We start from the raw sequence: 15,438 nt of genomic DNA, 5'->3' as shown, positions 1-15,438 counted from the left end.
TGGAAGAAATTGCGCGAACGGGTGGAAAGTGCTAGCGAACGGCTAGAAACCAAAATGAACGGGTAGAAATCAAATTAAACAGGCAGAAAGACCTCGCAATAAGGAATAAATCAAAATGAACAGGAATAACCCTACCTCTCCGATATTTTCTGCTATAATAGATGAAGTTTGAACGTAAAGGAGAGGACATAGTGGGAAAAGTATATGTATTTGATCATCCGTTGATCCAACATAAATTAACATATATCCGTGATAAAAATACGGGTACAAAAGAGTTCCGTGAATTGGTAGACGAAGTAGCAACGCTGATGGCGTTTGAAATTACACGCGATATGCCTCTAGATGATGTGGAAGTTGAAACACCTGTGACAACTGCACAAGCAAAAGTTTTATCTGGTAAAAAAATCGGCATCGTGCCAATTCTACGTGCAGGAATCGGCATGGTAGATGGCATATTAAAATTAATTCCAGCTGCAAAAGTTGGACATATCGGCTTATACCGTGACCCTAAAACGTTACAACCTATTGAATATTATGTGAAGCTCCCTGCGGATGTGGAAGAGCGTGATTTTATATTGGTCGATCCAATGCTAGCAACAGGCGGATCTGCAATTGTGGCAATCAACGCATTGAAAACACGCGGTGCAAAAAATATTAAGTTTATGTGCTTGATCGCTGCTCCTGAAGGTGTCGAAGTCATTCAAAATGCACATCCTGATGTCGATATCTACATTGCGGCACTTGATGAGAAATTGGATGACCACGGGTATATTGTACCTGGACTTGGCGACGCTGGAGACCGTTTATTCGGAACGAAATAAGTAATTAAGTAAGGAAGTGCTTGAATGTTGACGAAAAAATGGAAAGTCATGACAATCTTCGGTACTAGACCGGAAGCTATTAAAATGGCACCACTTGTTTTAGAACTTGAAAAGCATGCAGATGAAATCGAATCGATCGTGACCGTAACTGCACAACATCGCCAAATGCTGGACCAGGTGTTGGATACATTCGGCATCAAGCCGGATTACGATTTAAACATCATGAAAGACCGTCAAACTTTGATCGACGTGACAACGCGTGGACTTGAGGGCTTGGATGCGGTAATGAAAGAAGCGAAACCGGACATCGTCTTAGTACATGGCGATACGACCACTACATTCATTGCAAGCTTAGCTGCATTTTATAACCAGATTGCAGTGGGGCATGTTGAAGCGGGACTACGTACGTTCAACAAATATTCACCATACCCGGAAGAAATGAACCGCCAATTAACTGGAGTCATGGCAGATCTTCATTTCTCACCAACGGAAGTATCAGCTGCCAATCTTCGTCGTGAAAACAAAGCAGAAGACACAATCGTCATAACTGGAAACACGGCAATCGACGCATTGAAAACGACAGTTCGTGACGAGTATACGCATCCTGTATTAGAACAAATCGGTAGCGACCGCATGATTTTATTAACAGCTCACCGTCGTGAAAATTTAGGTGAACCGATGCGCAATATGTTCCGTGCCATTAAACGCCTAATCGAAGAACACGATGATGTACAAGTTGTGTACCCTGTCCATATGAATCCTGCGGTACGTGAAATAGCGAATGAAATACTAGGAAACGATCCAAGAATTCACTTGATCGAGCCGCTTGAAGTACTGGATTTCCATAACTTCGCAGCACGCTCTTTCATAATATTGACGGACTCGGGCGGCGTGCAAGAAGAAGCGCCTTCTCTTGGGAAACCGGTGCTAGTATTGCGTGATACGACTGAACGTCCAGAAGGAATTGCCGCAGGTACATTGAAACTTGCAGGTACCGACGAAGAGACGATCTACGGTTTAGCGAAAGAATTGTTAACAGACGAAGCTGCGTACGCATTGATGTCACAAGCCTCAAACCCTTATGGTGATGGCGAAGCATCAGGACGCATCGTCGAAGCGTTAAAAGAATATTTAAATAAGAAGTAACATTGAAATGGGGCTGCCTTGGCAGCCTCTTTTCTGTTTAAGTTACCTTTATTAGCAAAATAACGGCTTGTCCAGATAACACCAGTCTTTGTACAGATATCGCACAGGCTTGTACAGATAAAACGCATTCTTATCCAGATAAATCACAAGCTTGTCCAGATAATACAAATTCCTGTCCAAAAATCCTCTTCAGTAAAGATATTTATACACTAAACTTTCCAGTTTTCGAAACAACTCAGCCTGCTGTTCCTAAATTTGTCGACAATATGTCGATAGCTGTTAGTTTGTGAAGTTTTTCACGGGAATCAATTGACATCATTTTAGCCCTATTGTATGCTTACTTAGGTATGTTATGAGAGGGTTTTCAAGTAGCGGAAATGCTCTTGAAACCTTGTTATCTCTACTTTCTATCCGATTCGCAAGTTTACGAACTTTGCGGAGACGTGAGGATCATCATGCGTCGAATTTGACGTCCTTTACATGGGATGGCCCTATAACTGGCTATTCTCTCACAACTTGTTGGTTCTATTTTATCGGTGTGTACACAGGTATGTGGCTCGACAGCAAAATAGGCACCACCCCGTTATTTATTAGTGCTTTGTCTGTTCATTGGTCAAGCTATCAATTGAACAGCCATGATTCTGTCCATTCCAAAATACGACTCGGGAGATACATAACCTATGCAAGATTTGCAACAAGTATACGCAAGGCAAAAGAAACTCGTATTTTTTTTGCTCGCATTTTGTGCACTTGGCTGGGGTTTAACACCATACAATTCGGTGTTTGCTGGCTTAGCACTCGGTGCATTGTTCGGGTTATATAATTTTTGGCTCCTCGTACGAAGATTGGAGAAATTCGACCGCTCAATAACTGAAGGGAAGAAGAAAGCTGGGTCTCTCGGTTCTGGCCTCAGGTTCGCCTCAGGTGTAGCATCAGTTGCCGTTGCAATCTCACTTCCGGAACATTTCAATTTAGTGAGCACGGTCATAGGGTTGATGATTCCGTATATCTACTTACTCGTAGACAGAATTATATACCATGTGAAACACCATTAATCAAATCAAATTGTGAAAGAGAGGTGAATGCATCGTGCATCATGAGAATCCAACCGTTGAATGGCTTGGACTTACGTTCAATCTATCTAACGTTTTGATGCTATCGGTTACGGCACTTATTGTATTTTTAATTGCGATTTCGGCTACTAGAAAACTTAGTTTAAAGCCAACCGGTATGCAAAACTTCATGGAGTGGGTTATGGACTTCGTGAAGGGCATTATTAAAAGTAACATGGACTGGAAAACGGGTGGCCGTTTCCACGTTCTAGGAATTACTATCCTTATGTTCGTCTTTGTGGCAAACATGTTAGGCTTACCATTCTCAATCGTAATCTATGGCGAACTTTGGTGGAAATCACCAACAGCTGACCCAACAATCACATTGACACTCGCAGTAATGGTTGTTCTATTAACCCATTTCTATGCGATCAAAATGAAGGGAATTGGCGAATATGGAAAAGACTTCTTACGTCCACTTCCGTTTTTGTTCCCGCTGAAAATCATTGAAGAGTTCGCAAATACGTTGACACTCGGTCTTCGTCTTTACGGAAATATCTACGCAGGTGAAGTTTTACTTGGCTTACTAGCTGGTTTAGGAGCAACAGGAGCTGTAGGATTTGCTAGCGCAATTATCCCGACCATGGCTTGGCAAGGTTTCTCAATCTTCGTTGGTACCATCCAAGCATTTATTTTCTGTATGTTAACAATGGTTTATATGTCTCACAAAGTGAGCTCAGACCATTAATAATATAAGCAACATCAATTAACGCAACAAAACAAAAAACAACATTCCAAGGAGGAAATTATTACTATGACAGGTTCAATAGGTTTATTAGCAGCAGCTATCGCTATCGGTTTAGGTGCACTTGGTGCAGGTATTGGTAACGGATTAATCGTTTCAAAAACAGTTGAAGGGATCGCTCGCCAACCAGAAGCTCGTGGCGTTCTTCAAACTACAATGTACATCGGGGTTGCATTAGTTGAAGCCCTTCCAATCATCGCGGCAGTTATCGCGTTTATCGTATTAAATCAATAATTTATACGAATCTAAGTAATGGCGAAGTTCATCTTTGACGATTCTTCGCCATTCTCTTATGAAAAGGCAACATGAAATACTTAAGTTGAAAAGCAAATCTATTACAGATTCACACATAGAATTAAGCTCTTGAAGGGAGTGAAACAATCGTGTTTTTAGATCACCTCGTAATTGGTGCATCTGGTCAATTCTTAAATACCGGAGACATCTTAGTGACGTTGGTCATATTCGCATTATTAATGTTCCTATTGAAGAAATTTGCATGGGGTCCATTGATGGGCATTATGACACAACGTGAAGAATTGATTGCGACTGAAATCGAAGCAGCTGAAAAAAGCCGCCAAGAATCACAGCAATTACTAGAAGAACAACGTGGTTTATTAAAAGAAGCACGCACGGAAGCACAAGCGATTGTTGAAAACGCGAAGAAACAAGGCGATGTACAACGTGAAGAAATCATCACAACTGCACGCGCTGAAGCAATCCGCTTGAAAGAATCAGCAATCCGTGAGATTGAAACAGAAAAAGACAAAGCTGTTGCAGCAGTACGCAACGAAGTGGTATCTCTTACTGTTCTTGCAGCTTCTAAAGTTCTTGGGAAGCAAATTTCTGAAGAAGATAATCGTGCGTTAATCGAAGAAACGATTGCGAAGGCAGGCGATGTAGTGTGAGTCAATCAGCTGCAGCAAAACGCTATGCCCAAGCATTATTTGAAATAGCTCAACAAAACCAACAACTAGCTTCAGTAGAAGATGATCTACGTGAAGTGAAAGCGGTATTTAAAGAAAACCGTGAATTACTGACAGTTCTAGGTTCACCTAAGCTTTCTTTAGACCGTAAAAAAGATCTAATCCGTACAATCTTCGGACAAGCGAATCCATTAGTGTTAAATACACTCTTAGTTCTGATTGACCGTAAGCGTCTTACGGAAACAGTGGAAGTTGCGAATGAATTCGCGATTCTATCTAATGAAGCAAGTGGCATTGCAGAAGCGAAAGTATACTCTACTTATCCATTATCGGATGCAGAGCGTGCATCAATTTCAACTGCATTTGCAAAAAAAGTCGGCAAATCAGCTTTACGTATTGAAAACGAAATTGATCCATCACTTATTGGTGGCATTCGTCTACAAATCGGCAATCGTATTTTCGATAGCAGCGTAAGTGCAAAACTTGACCGTTTGAAAAAACAACTTATTGTTTAATATGACTATTATGAAATGTGAGAGGTGACATGCATGAGCATCAAGGCTGAAGAAATCAGTGTACTGATTAAACAGCAGATTGAAAATTATCAATCTGAGATGAAAGTTAGCGATGTGGGTACAGTAATCACAATAGGTGATGGTATCGCTCGTGCTCATGGTCTCGACAACGTCATGGCTGGAGAGCTTATCGAGTTCTCAACTGGTGTACTTGGTATGGCACAAAACTTGGAAGCTAACAATGTTGGTATTATTATCCTTGGACCATACGCAGACATCAAAGAAGGCGATGAAGTACGTCGTACAGGCCGTATTATGGAAGTACCAGTTGGACCAGAATTGATTGGACGCGTTGTCAATCCTTTAGGCCAACCAGTTGACGGCTTAGGCCCAATCAACACAACAAAAACACGCCCAATCGAAAGCCCAGCACAAGGGGTTATGGCCCGTAAATCGGTACATGAACCATTGCAAACGGGAATTAAAGCGATTGATGCATTAGTGCCAATCGGCCGTGGTCAACGTGAGTTAATCATCGGTGACCGTCAAACAGGTAAAACATCTGTTGCGATCGATGCAATCTTAAACCAAGCTGACCAAAACATGATTTGTATTTACGTAGCAATCGGACAAAAAGAATCGACTGTACGTAACGTAGTTGAAACGCTTCGTAAAAACGGCGCTTTAGAATACACAATCGTAGTGACGGCTTCAGCTTCACAACCAGCTCCATTATTATTCCTTGCTCCTTACGCAGGAATCACAATGGCAGAAGAATTCATGTTTGATGGCAAGCATGTCCTGATCGTTTATGATGATTTATCTAAACAAGCAGCTGCTTACCGCGAACTTTCATTATTACTTCGTCGTCCTCCGGGCCGTGAAGCATATCCAGGGGATGTATTCTACTTGCATAGCCGCTTACTTGAGCGTGCTGCGAAATTGAATGAAACACTTGGAGCAGGTTCGATTACAGCTCTTCCATTCGTTGAAACGCAAGCTGGCGATATCGCTGCTTACATTCCAACAAACGTAATTTCGATTACAGATGGACAGATCTTCTTACAATCTGACTTATTCTTCTCAGGTGTTCGTCCAGCAATCAACGCAGGTCTTTCAGTATCTCGTGTTGGTGGTTCTGCACAAATTAAAGCAATGAAAAAAGTTGCGGGTACACTTCGTCTTGACTTGGCTGCATACCGTGAACTTGAAGCATTCGCTCAATTCGGTTCTGACCTAGATGCATCTACTGCAGCTAAACTTGACCGTGGTGCACGTACCGTTGAAATCCTAAAACAAGAATTAAACAGACCACTTAAAGTTGAACAACAAGTTATGTCTCTATATGCACTAACTCGTGGATACTTAGATGATATTCCAGTAAAAGATGTCCTTCGTTTTGAAAGAGACTTATTAAGCTGGTTAACTTCAAACCACACAAACGTTTTAGATCATATTCGTACGACAAAAGATCTTCCAGCTGATGAAGACATGGCGAATGCATTAAACGCATTTAAAAAGACATTCTCAAAATCTGAGTAAGATTTTTGACAGCACGAAATAGATGAAAAAACGATAAGGTGGTGAAATACCAGTGGCATCATTACGCGACATTAAAAACCGAATTTCTTCAACAAAGAAAACGAGTCAAATTACACGTGCCATGCAAATGGTTTCAGCGTCTAAATTAAACCGTGCAGAACTTAACGCAAAAGCGTTTGTTCCGTACATGGGGAAAATTTCTGACGTCGTTTCGGCTATAGCATCAGGTACTGCAGATAGTGGTCACCCAATGCTATTATCTCGTCCAGTTAAAAAAACCGCTTATCTAGTGATTACTTCTGACCGTGGACTTGCAGGGGCTTATAACAGTAACGTAATCCGTGCTGTAACCAATGCAATCCGCGATCGTCACACATCAGTAGATGAATATGTTGTTTTTGCAATCGGTCGTGTTGGTCGTGACTTCTTTGTTAAACGCGGTGCTAATGTAATCGAATCGGTGGTTGCACTTCCTGACCATCCGTCATTCGCTGACATTAAGGAAATTGCGCGCAAAGCTGTTGGTATGTTCACAGACGGTACGTATGATGAACTTTATATGTACTATAGTCATTATGTCAGTGCCATCCAGCAAGAAGTTACAGGGCAAAAGGTACTGCCGTTAACAGACATTGCTACTACTAATTCAGGTGCTAACGCTTCGTATGAATTCGAACCATCAGGTGAAGCAATTCTTGAAGTGTTACTTCCACAATACGCGGAAAGCTTGATATATGGTGCATTGCTTGACGGTAAAGCTAGTGAACATGCTTCACGTATGACAGCAATGAAGAGTGCAACCGACAACGCAAGTGATTTGATCGGCTCATTAACACTATCATTTAACCGTGCACGTCAAGCGGCGATTACCCAAGAAATTACGGAAATCGTTGGTGGCGTAGCAGCGTTAGAATAGTACAAAAATTAATCGGATTCCAGTTTTAATCACTTAAAACCGGAATCCGAATGTAATAACCAAAGTACGACAGGAGGGAACAGCATGAACACAGGACACGTTCTTCAAGTAATGGGTCCCGTTGTTGACGTAAAATTCAGCAATGGCCAATTACCAGATATTTATAACGCTTTGACTGTAGAAATTCAACGCCCAAACGAAGCTCCAACAACTTTAACTCTTGAAGTTGCGCTTCACTTAGGGGACGATTCAGTTCGTGGTGTCTCTATGGCATCAACGGATGGCTTAAAACGTGGTTCAGTGGTTACAGATACGGGCAATGCAATTTCAGTACCAGTAGGTAACGTCACTCTTGGTCGTGTATTCAACGTCCTTGGTGAAGTAATCGACTTAGGTGAAGAAATTCCAGCTTCAGAATTACGTAACCCGATCCACCGTCTAGCACCAACTTTCGAGCATCTTTCAACAGAAATCGAAATTTTAGAAACTGGGATTAAAGTAGTTGACCTTCTTGCTCCTTACATCAAAGGTGGTAAAATCGGTCTCTTCGGTGGTGCCGGTGTAGGTAAAACAGTTCTTATTCAAGAATTAATCAACAACATTGCTCAAGAGCATGGCGGTATTTCGGTATTCGCTGGTGTTGGTGAACGTACACGTGAAGGTAACGACTTATACCACGAAATGACGGATTCTGGCGTTATCAAGAAAACAGCAATGGTATTCGGTCAAATGAACGAGCCACCTGGTGCACGTATGCGTGTAGCATTAACTGGTTTGACAATGGCAGAATATTTCCGTGATGAACAAGGTGCAGACGTACTTCTATTCATCGATAACATTTTCCGTTTCACACAAGCAGGTTCTGAAGTATCAGCCCTACTAGGCCGTATGCCTTCAGCCGTTGGTTACCAACCAACACTTGCTACAGAAATGGGTCAATTACAAGAACGTATTACATCTACAAACGCAGGGTCAGTTACTTCGATTCAAGCGATTTACGTACCTGCCGATGACTATACGGATCCAGCTCCAGCAACAACTTTCGCTCACTTAGATGCAACAACAAACTTAGAGCGTAAACTTTCTGAAATGGGTATCTACCCTGCGGTAGATCCATTGGCTTCAACATCTCGTGCACTTTCACCTGAAATCGTGGGCGAAGAGCACTATGAAGTAGCTCGTCAAGTACAACAAACGCTTCAACGTTACAGAGAGTTACAAGATATCATCGCTATTTTAGGGATGGACGAATTAGGAGACGAAGACAAGTTAACCGTTAACCGTGCTCGTCGTATCCAATTCTTCTTGTCACAAAACTTCCACGTTGCTGAGCAATTCACAGGACAAAAAGGTTCTTACGTACCAGTGGCTGAAACTGTTAAAGGTTTCAAAGACATTCTATCAGGTACTTATGATCACCTTCCTGAAGATGCATTCCGTCTTGTTGGACGCATTGAAGATGTAATCGCAAAAGCTAAAGGCATGGGTGTAGAAGTTTAATTACAGGGACCAGGAGGGGAAAAAATGAAGACCATCAAAGTCAATATTGTCACTCCCGACGGCCCGGTATACGATTCTGAAGTCAACATGCTGATTGCCAACACTGCAACTGGTGAAATCGGTGTGTTACCTGGACACATTCCTATGGTTGCTCCACTTCAAGTGGGCGCCGTTCGTATGAAAACAGACGGAAAAACAACAGACATCGTTGCTGTAAGCGGCGGTTTCCTTGAAGTTCGTCCTGAAAAGGTAACCATCCTTGCACAAGCTGCTGAAGTAGCAAGTGCAATTGATGTAACTCGTGCAAAAGAAGCAATGAAACGTGCTGAAGAACGTCTTGCTCAAACCAAACAAGACGATCTAGATTTCAAACGTGCTGATCTTTCACTACGACGCGCAACGAATCGTATCAACGTTTATGAGGGTAACATCTAATCACAGATGGCGAGTCGAGGAGTTCACTCCTCGACTCGTTTTTTTAATAAATGGCTATGTAAAAGAATGCTGCTGATGCAATAAAAACAAAAGAGTGCATTTGCGACAGCACAGCTTTTCTGCGACGAGCTCGCGCAAGAGCATGAAGAATGAGACCGTTTTTAAACTTTTCGACTCATTCGCAACGTGCAGTACGATAAAGAACCGTAACTATAAACATAGCTTAATACTAAGCAACTAGAAGAGGAGCCATTCCTATGTATAATGATTTTGGACAGCAAGCAGTCCTGGGGGTACTATCACATGCATTTTTTATCGGAATCACTTTCTACGCACTACGATCAGTCATGATCGAGAAAGTCGTCAAGAAACATCATGTTTTCCAGTTTCAACTTCTGTATATCTTAGTTAGCATTGCAATAGGTTCATCGGTCTCGAATTTTTTCTTATCGATGTCTGGCTGGTCTCGACAAATACCATTTATCTTTACTTAATCGATTCTCTTTATGTCCATAAAGATGAATGTGGTTCATATGTATGGACATGAAGAGACAAAATTATTACCCGGGAAATAAATTGTCGAAAGACGTTTGTAACTTTAATTTTTGGGGAAATAGTAGGTAGAATAACATATTAAAAATAGTTTTAAAGAGTTTTATGTTTGACCGACACAAACGACTCGTGACTTACGTATCATATAGAACAGTTTCTTGCAAAAACTTTTTATAAAATGAGTTTTTGGGCACTTGTGTTTTACACAAAACGACTGTAATATGAGTAATGTTTTGTTCCTAATTAATGACATCATACGAGTTTAATCGACACATAGAGAAATAGAATTTATAGAACATGGAGGGTCAATCAAGTGGATAAAATAGTTGTTAGCGGTGGCCGTAAATTACAAGGTAAAGTGCGAGTAGAAGGTGCAAAAAATGCGGTATTGCCGGTTTTAGCAGGCGCTCTATTAGCAACAAAAGGGAAGAACATCATTCGTGACGTTGCCGATTTAGCTGATGTTTATACGATTAATGAAGTATTAAAGAGTTTGGGAGCGAAAGTAGAATATTTCCCGGAACGCAATGAAGTCACCATTGATTCATCTGAAACCATTTCAAGTGAAGCTCAATTTGAGTACGTTCGTAAAATGCGTGCATCGATTCTCGTAATGGGACCGATTTTGGCACGTAATGGTTTTGCTCGCGTTGCTCTACCAGGTGGTTGTGCAATTGGTTCACGTCCGATCGACCAACATTTAAAAGGTTTCGAAGCTATGGGTGCTGAAATTTCATTTGGTCACGGATTTGTGGAAGCCAAAACAAACGGACGCTTAAAAGGCGCGAAAATATATTTAGATTTTCCGAGTGTTGGAGCAACAGAAAATATCATGACAGCGGCAGCTTTAGCAGATGGTACGACAATTCTTGAAAATGCTGCAAAAGAGCCAGAAATCGTAGACTTAGCTAACTTCATTAACGAAATGGGTGGACGTGTTGTAGGTGCAGGAACCGACACAATTCGCATTCAAGGGGTACAAGAACTTGAAGGTACGCTACACCATATCATTCCTGACCGTATTGAAGCTGGTACATTCATGGTGGCAGCCGCAATCACGAAAGGTGACGTCATCATCGAAAATGCAGTACCTGAGCATATGGCAGCACTTATTGCCAAAATGAAAGAAATGGGTGTTCAAATCAACGAAGAAGTTGACGGACTTCGTATACGTGCAACTGGCACGTTGAAATCGGTTGATATTAAAACAATGCCACATCCAGGTTTCCCAACTGATATGCAGTCACAAATTATGGCACTTATGTTAACAGCAACAGGAACAGGTATGTTGACTGAAACTGTATTCGAAAATCGTTTCATGCATGTGGAAGAATTCCGCCGCATGAATGGGAATATTAAAATTGAAGGCCGCTCTGTGATCATGCAAGGCCCTTCAGATTTACAAGGCACAGAAGTAGCAGCAACCGACTTGCGTGCAGCTGCAGCCCTCATCCTAGCCGGTTTAGCATCAGAAGGCATTACACGTGTAACAGAACTTTACCATCTAGACCGTGGATATGTGAATTTCCACTTAAAATTAGCGGCTCTTGGGGCAAATATTGAACGTGTTCCATCTGAATCTTCTGATCAAAAAATCATGCAAACCACATAATACTCATATCTTATCCTATGCTAAAAACCGACATCGTATACCCAGATGTCGGTTTTTTTGTTTCGAGCGTTCCGCTAGATTGTGGATTGCTGATTTGGGTCGCATTTTATTGTTTCACTGCGTCAGCCACCGTATATTTTATCCTTTAAAGGGAATGTCACGGACAGAAACATGACAGGTAGGGAAAATTTTAGTGATTCCTACGTGGAAGATGATTTTTCCTACGTGACCACACTATTTTCCTACGTCATCTTGGTTTTTTCCTACGTGACCCTCGATTCTTACAACTGAGCCCATGTTCAGTCATTCAGTACACGCTTCATTCAAAGAAACACCCGGTAAGCGCGAGCGTGCTGGCCATTCAATTCCTGCAAACCTATTCCTCTCCAATCAAATCATATTCTCCCGTCTCTTTTCATATATTCCACCATGAGATACTTAGCCATTGTAATCGCATGTCTCTTTTTGTTCCTCCTGCCACTGCAGTTAATTAAGAAACTTCCGCAACAGCAAGAACATGCACAACAAGAGGAACCTGCAATTGATACAGCGTTGGCGTGTGAACCAATCTTTATTAACGTAGAGGGGCTTGCTGAGCCGCTTCCACTTGAAGATTACATCATTGGTGTAGTACAAGCGGAAATGCCGTCTACGTTCCATTTAGAGGCGTTTAAAGCACAAGCCATTGCAGCTCGAACATTTGCGATAAAAACGACTAACTTTGGCAAAAAAGCCATTAAACCAACAACTGCACACCAAGCGTTCATATCACAAAGTGAACGTGAGCCCACTCCACAAATTGTACAAGCCATCAAAGACACAGAATCGCAAATTCTTACCTATAAAGACGAGCTCATTACAGCCATGTTTTTTTCAACTAGCAACGGCCTGACTGAAAGTGCGGAAGGTTATAGTGGAAATGAAATTCCTTATTTGGTTACGACCGCAAGTATAGGGGATACCATCTCGCCGAAGTTTAACCAGTCCAAATCTTTTACACTCAAAGAGTGGAATGATGCTTTCGGCTTTACTTGGACAGCCGATCATTTTAAAACGCTGAAGTTACAACCAAATGAGTCACAACGCATCGAAACGATGAAAACGGCACAGCACGAATGGACAGGTCGTGAAATTCGTGACATTCTTGGACTCCCATCAACGGATTTTGAAATTGATGCGTCCAATCCTAATCTAATCACCGTCTCAACGAAAGGATACGGACATGGGGTTGGCATGAGTCAATATGGAGCCAATGCGATGGCACAAGAGGGAAAAAATGTAGAGGAAATCCTAAATCACTATTATCCGAAGACAGAAATAAAAAATTTCCAATCTTTGCATCCAGGGTGTTTAAAATCTTAAATCGCTGACAACACTAGCAACAGAGGTGATGAATATGCGAGAGGAAAAATCTAATAATCCTTCTCTACCAAAAGAATTTAAGAAAAAACCAGCTTGGCTATGGCCGACAATTTACGTAGGATTTGCTTTATTGTTTGTCGGCATGATTTGGGGCTACAATGCATTAATCGGCCCAGACAGTGAAGTAGCAGATTCAAAAGATCCAGCAGTTTCGGGGGAAGATAAAGTTGCAGTAACGACTCAAAACGAAACAATGAAATTTCCATTTGACGAAGCGATGCTGGATCAAATGACCATTCTTCAAGATTTCTATGATATTGAAGCATCGGATGAAACACAAGAAAATTCTCTTCTTGTATTCAACCAATCGTATGAAACAAATAGCGGTGTAACAATCTCCATTGAAGGGGAACCGTTTGAAGTTTTAGCTGCATTGAGCGGCACAGTAAAAGAAGTTAATGAAGATAAATTCCTTGGTGACGAAATCGTTCTTGAACATGAAAATGGCCTTCTTACCCGTTACCGTTCAGTAGTGGAAATTCAAGTGAAAGCTGGAGACATTGTGCGACAAGGTCAAGCTCTAGCAACAGCTGCTGAAAATGACTTCAACGCGACAGCAGGCGTACATTTACAATTCGAAGTGCTTGCTGATGGTGAAGCAGTAAGCCCACATACGTATTTAGCGTTCTAATTGATCAGTTTAAGGCATACGGTATAGGAAACGTTCGGTACGGAAGGATGCGGTCTTGCACGAACAGATCCGGAAACGTTGCCTTGAGCTTGGTGAATTAGTGCAGGAAACGGGTTTGACGGTACGCGCGGTTGCAAAGAAATCGGGCTACTCGAAGAGCACGGTGCACAAAGATTTAACAGAACGTTTAAAACTAGTAAACGAAGCACTGTACAAAGAAGTTGGAGTAATTCTTGCCTACCATAAGTCGATCCGACATATTCGGGGTGGGGAAGCAACGAAACAAATGTGGAAACAAAAAGAAGAGCTAACCGAAGAAGCACCATGACGGAATCATCGTCATGGTGTTTTTTCGCTAGGAATATGGAACCTGCCCCGAGTAAATGACGTCAATCTGACAGGATAAAAGTAACAAAAAAAGATGAAATAATTTGTTCTCTATGATAAAATTATCAGTTAGTAGAGTGAAAGATTATGAAGGTACATTATAAAGGGAATTGCAGGAAGGAGAAACAAGGTTGTTGTTTGCAAAAGATATCGGAATCGACCTTGGTACGGCGAATGTTTTAATACATGTAAAAGGAAAAGGCATTGTATTAAATGAGCCTTCAGTCGTAGCATTGGATCGTAAAACAAAAAACGTGTTAGCAGTAGGGGAAGAAGCGCGCAAAATGGTTGGGCGTACTCCAGGGCATATCGTAGCCATTCGTCCACTTAAAGACGGTGTAATCGCAGACTTTGATGTAACTGAAAAAATGTTGCGACATTTTATCAATAAATTAGATGTTAAAGGTTTTTTATCAAAACCACGCATATTAATTTGTTGCCCAACGAACATTACAAGCGTGGAGCAAAAAGCAATTCGTGAAGCAGCTGAAAAATCAGGTGGCAAGAAAGTGTATTTAGAAGAAGAGCCAAAAGTGGCAGCGATTGGTGCGGGGATGGATATTTTCCAACCAAGCGGTAACATGGTTGTTGATATTGGTGGCGGAACAACGGATGTAGCAGTCCTGTCAATGGGTGACATCGTGACATCTGAATCCATCAAAGTAGCAGGCGATGTCTTTGATCATGACATTTTACAGTACATAAAACGTGAATATAAATTATTAATTGGTGAACGTACAGCAGAAGATATTAAAATTACGATCGGTACGGTGTTCGCTGGTGGACGCAACGAACAGATGGACATTCGTGGACGCGATATGGTAACTGGATTACCACGCACGATTGCAATCGAATCGGAAGAAATTGAAAAATGTTTACGTGAATCAGTTTCCATGATTATTCAAGCAGCAAAAAACGTATTAGAAAAAACACCACCAGAACTGTCTGCAGACATTATCGACCGCGGCGTGATTTTAACAGGTGGTGGCGCACTCATGCACGGCATCGATTTATTGCTTGCTGAAGAACTGAAAGTACCTGTATTGATTGCAGATAACCCAATGGATTGTGTAGCTATTGGTACCGGTATCATGCTAAATAACATTGGAAAAGCTTCGTCTCGAATGTAAACGTACCAACACAAATTCATGCACAATTGATAGACGATAAGGAGAACTA

17 protein-coding genes are annotated in these 15,438 nt (G+C 41.6%); all 17 read left to right on the top strand.

The annotated features are described in order from the left end of the window. The first annotated feature begins 191 nt into the window (after positions 1 to 191). Complete coding sequence (upp, locus tag GY23_RS06265; RefSeq protein WP_075618368.1) at positions 192 to 821, top strand: uracil phosphoribosyltransferase; 630 nt, start codon at positions 192 to 194, stop codon at positions 819 to 821. A 27-nt stretch (positions 822 to 848) separates the two neighbouring features. Then, positions 849 to 1,967 (top strand): non-hydrolyzing UDP-N-acetylglucosamine 2-epimerase, encoded by a 1,119-nt coding sequence (wecB, locus tag GY23_RS06260; protein WP_075618934.1) that lies wholly within the window; start codon positions 849 to 851, stop codon positions 1,965 to 1,967. A gap of 680 nt (positions 1,968 to 2,647) precedes the next feature. Beyond that, positions 2,648 to 3,022 (top strand): ATP synthase subunit I, encoded by a 375-nt coding sequence (locus GY23_RS06255; RefSeq protein WP_075618367.1) that lies wholly within the window; start codon positions 2,648 to 2,650, stop codon positions 3,020 to 3,022. A 34-nt stretch (positions 3,023 to 3,056) separates the two neighbouring features. Next, a complete protein-coding gene (atpB, locus tag GY23_RS06250; RefSeq protein ID WP_075618366.1) occupies positions 3,057 to 3,767 on the top strand; it encodes a F0F1 ATP synthase subunit A in 711 nt (236 codons plus the stop codon). Positions 3,768 to 3,833: 66 nt separating this feature from the next. Further along, on the top strand, positions 3,834 to 4,058 hold the full coding sequence (atpE, locus tag GY23_RS06245) for a F0F1 ATP synthase subunit C (protein ID WP_075618365.1): 225 nt from the start codon (positions 3,834 to 3,836) through the stop codon (positions 4,056 to 4,058). A 149-nt stretch (positions 4,059 to 4,207) separates the two neighbouring features. Then, complete coding sequence (atpF, locus tag GY23_RS06240; RefSeq protein ID WP_075618364.1) at positions 4,208 to 4,729, top strand: F0F1 ATP synthase subunit B; 522 nt, start codon at positions 4,208 to 4,210, stop codon at positions 4,727 to 4,729. Further along, complete coding sequence (locus tag GY23_RS06235; protein WP_075618363.1) at positions 4,726 to 5,262, top strand: F0F1 ATP synthase subunit delta; 537 nt, start codon at positions 4,726 to 4,728, stop codon at positions 5,260 to 5,262. The genes atpF and GY23_RS06235 overlap by 4 nt, the downstream gene beginning before the upstream one ends. 33 nt (positions 5,263 to 5,295) lie before the next feature. Then, positions 5,296 to 6,804 (top strand): F0F1 ATP synthase subunit alpha, encoded by a 1,509-nt coding sequence (gene atpA, locus GY23_RS06230; protein ID WP_075618362.1) that lies wholly within the window; start codon positions 5,296 to 5,298, stop codon positions 6,802 to 6,804. 52 nt (positions 6,805 to 6,856) lie between these two features. Further along, positions 6,857 to 7,720 carry an ATP synthase F1 subunit gamma gene (gene atpG, locus GY23_RS06225; RefSeq protein ID WP_075618361.1) on the top strand — a complete coding sequence of 288 codons (864 nt, stop codon included), beginning with the start codon at positions 6,857 to 6,859 and terminating at the stop codon, positions 7,718 to 7,720. An 84-nt stretch (positions 7,721 to 7,804) separates the two neighbouring features. Then, the gene (atpD, locus tag GY23_RS06220; protein WP_075618360.1) at positions 7,805 to 9,220 is read left to right on the top strand and encodes a F0F1 ATP synthase subunit beta; all 1,416 of its coding nucleotides are present in this window, start codon (positions 7,805 to 7,807) and stop codon (positions 9,218 to 9,220) included. A 24-nt stretch (positions 9,221 to 9,244) separates the two neighbouring features. Beyond that, positions 9,245 to 9,655, top strand: coding sequence for a F0F1 ATP synthase subunit epsilon (locus GY23_RS06215; RefSeq protein ID WP_075618359.1), 411 nt, complete (start codon positions 9,245 to 9,247; stop codon positions 9,653 to 9,655). A 257-nt stretch (positions 9,656 to 9,912) separates the two neighbouring features. Next, complete coding sequence (locus GY23_RS06210) at positions 9,913 to 10,149, top strand: DUF1146 family protein (protein ID WP_139311082.1); 237 nt, start codon at positions 9,913 to 9,915, stop codon at positions 10,147 to 10,149. Between the two features lie 371 nt (positions 10,150 to 10,520). Beyond that, positions 10,521 to 11,819, top strand: coding sequence for a UDP-N-acetylglucosamine 1-carboxyvinyltransferase (murA, locus tag GY23_RS06205; protein WP_075618357.1), 1,299 nt, complete (start codon positions 10,521 to 10,523; stop codon positions 11,817 to 11,819). Between the two features lie 429 nt (positions 11,820 to 12,248). After that, complete coding sequence (spoIID, locus tag GY23_RS06200; protein WP_075618356.1) at positions 12,249 to 13,181, top strand: stage II sporulation protein D; 933 nt, start codon at positions 12,249 to 12,251, stop codon at positions 13,179 to 13,181. A 34-nt stretch (positions 13,182 to 13,215) separates the two neighbouring features. Then, positions 13,216 to 13,872: a M23 family metallopeptidase gene (locus tag GY23_RS06195; RefSeq protein WP_075618355.1), complete on the top strand. Its 657-nt coding sequence runs from the start codon at positions 13,216 to 13,218 to the stop codon at positions 13,870 to 13,872. 55 nt (positions 13,873 to 13,927) lie between these two features. Continuing rightward, on the top strand, positions 13,928 to 14,200 hold the full coding sequence (locus tag GY23_RS06190; protein WP_075618354.1) for a sporulation transcriptional regulator SpoIIID: 273 nt from the start codon (positions 13,928 to 13,930) through the stop codon (positions 14,198 to 14,200). Positions 14,201 to 14,393: 193 nt separating this feature from the next. Next, entirely contained in the window at positions 14,394 to 15,389 is a 996-nt protein-coding gene (gene mreB / locus GY23_RS06185; protein WP_075618933.1) for a rod shape-determining protein, read from the top strand. Positions 15,390 to 15,438: the final 49 nt, after the last annotated feature.

It is taken from the genome of Paenisporosarcina indica (assembly GCF_001939075.1).
Lineage (GTDB): Bacteria > Bacillota > Bacilli > Bacillales_A > Planococcaceae > Paenisporosarcina > Paenisporosarcina indica.
The sequence above is the reverse complement of the archived record's forward strand: the minus strand, read 5'-3'. Positions and strand labels throughout refer to the sequence as shown.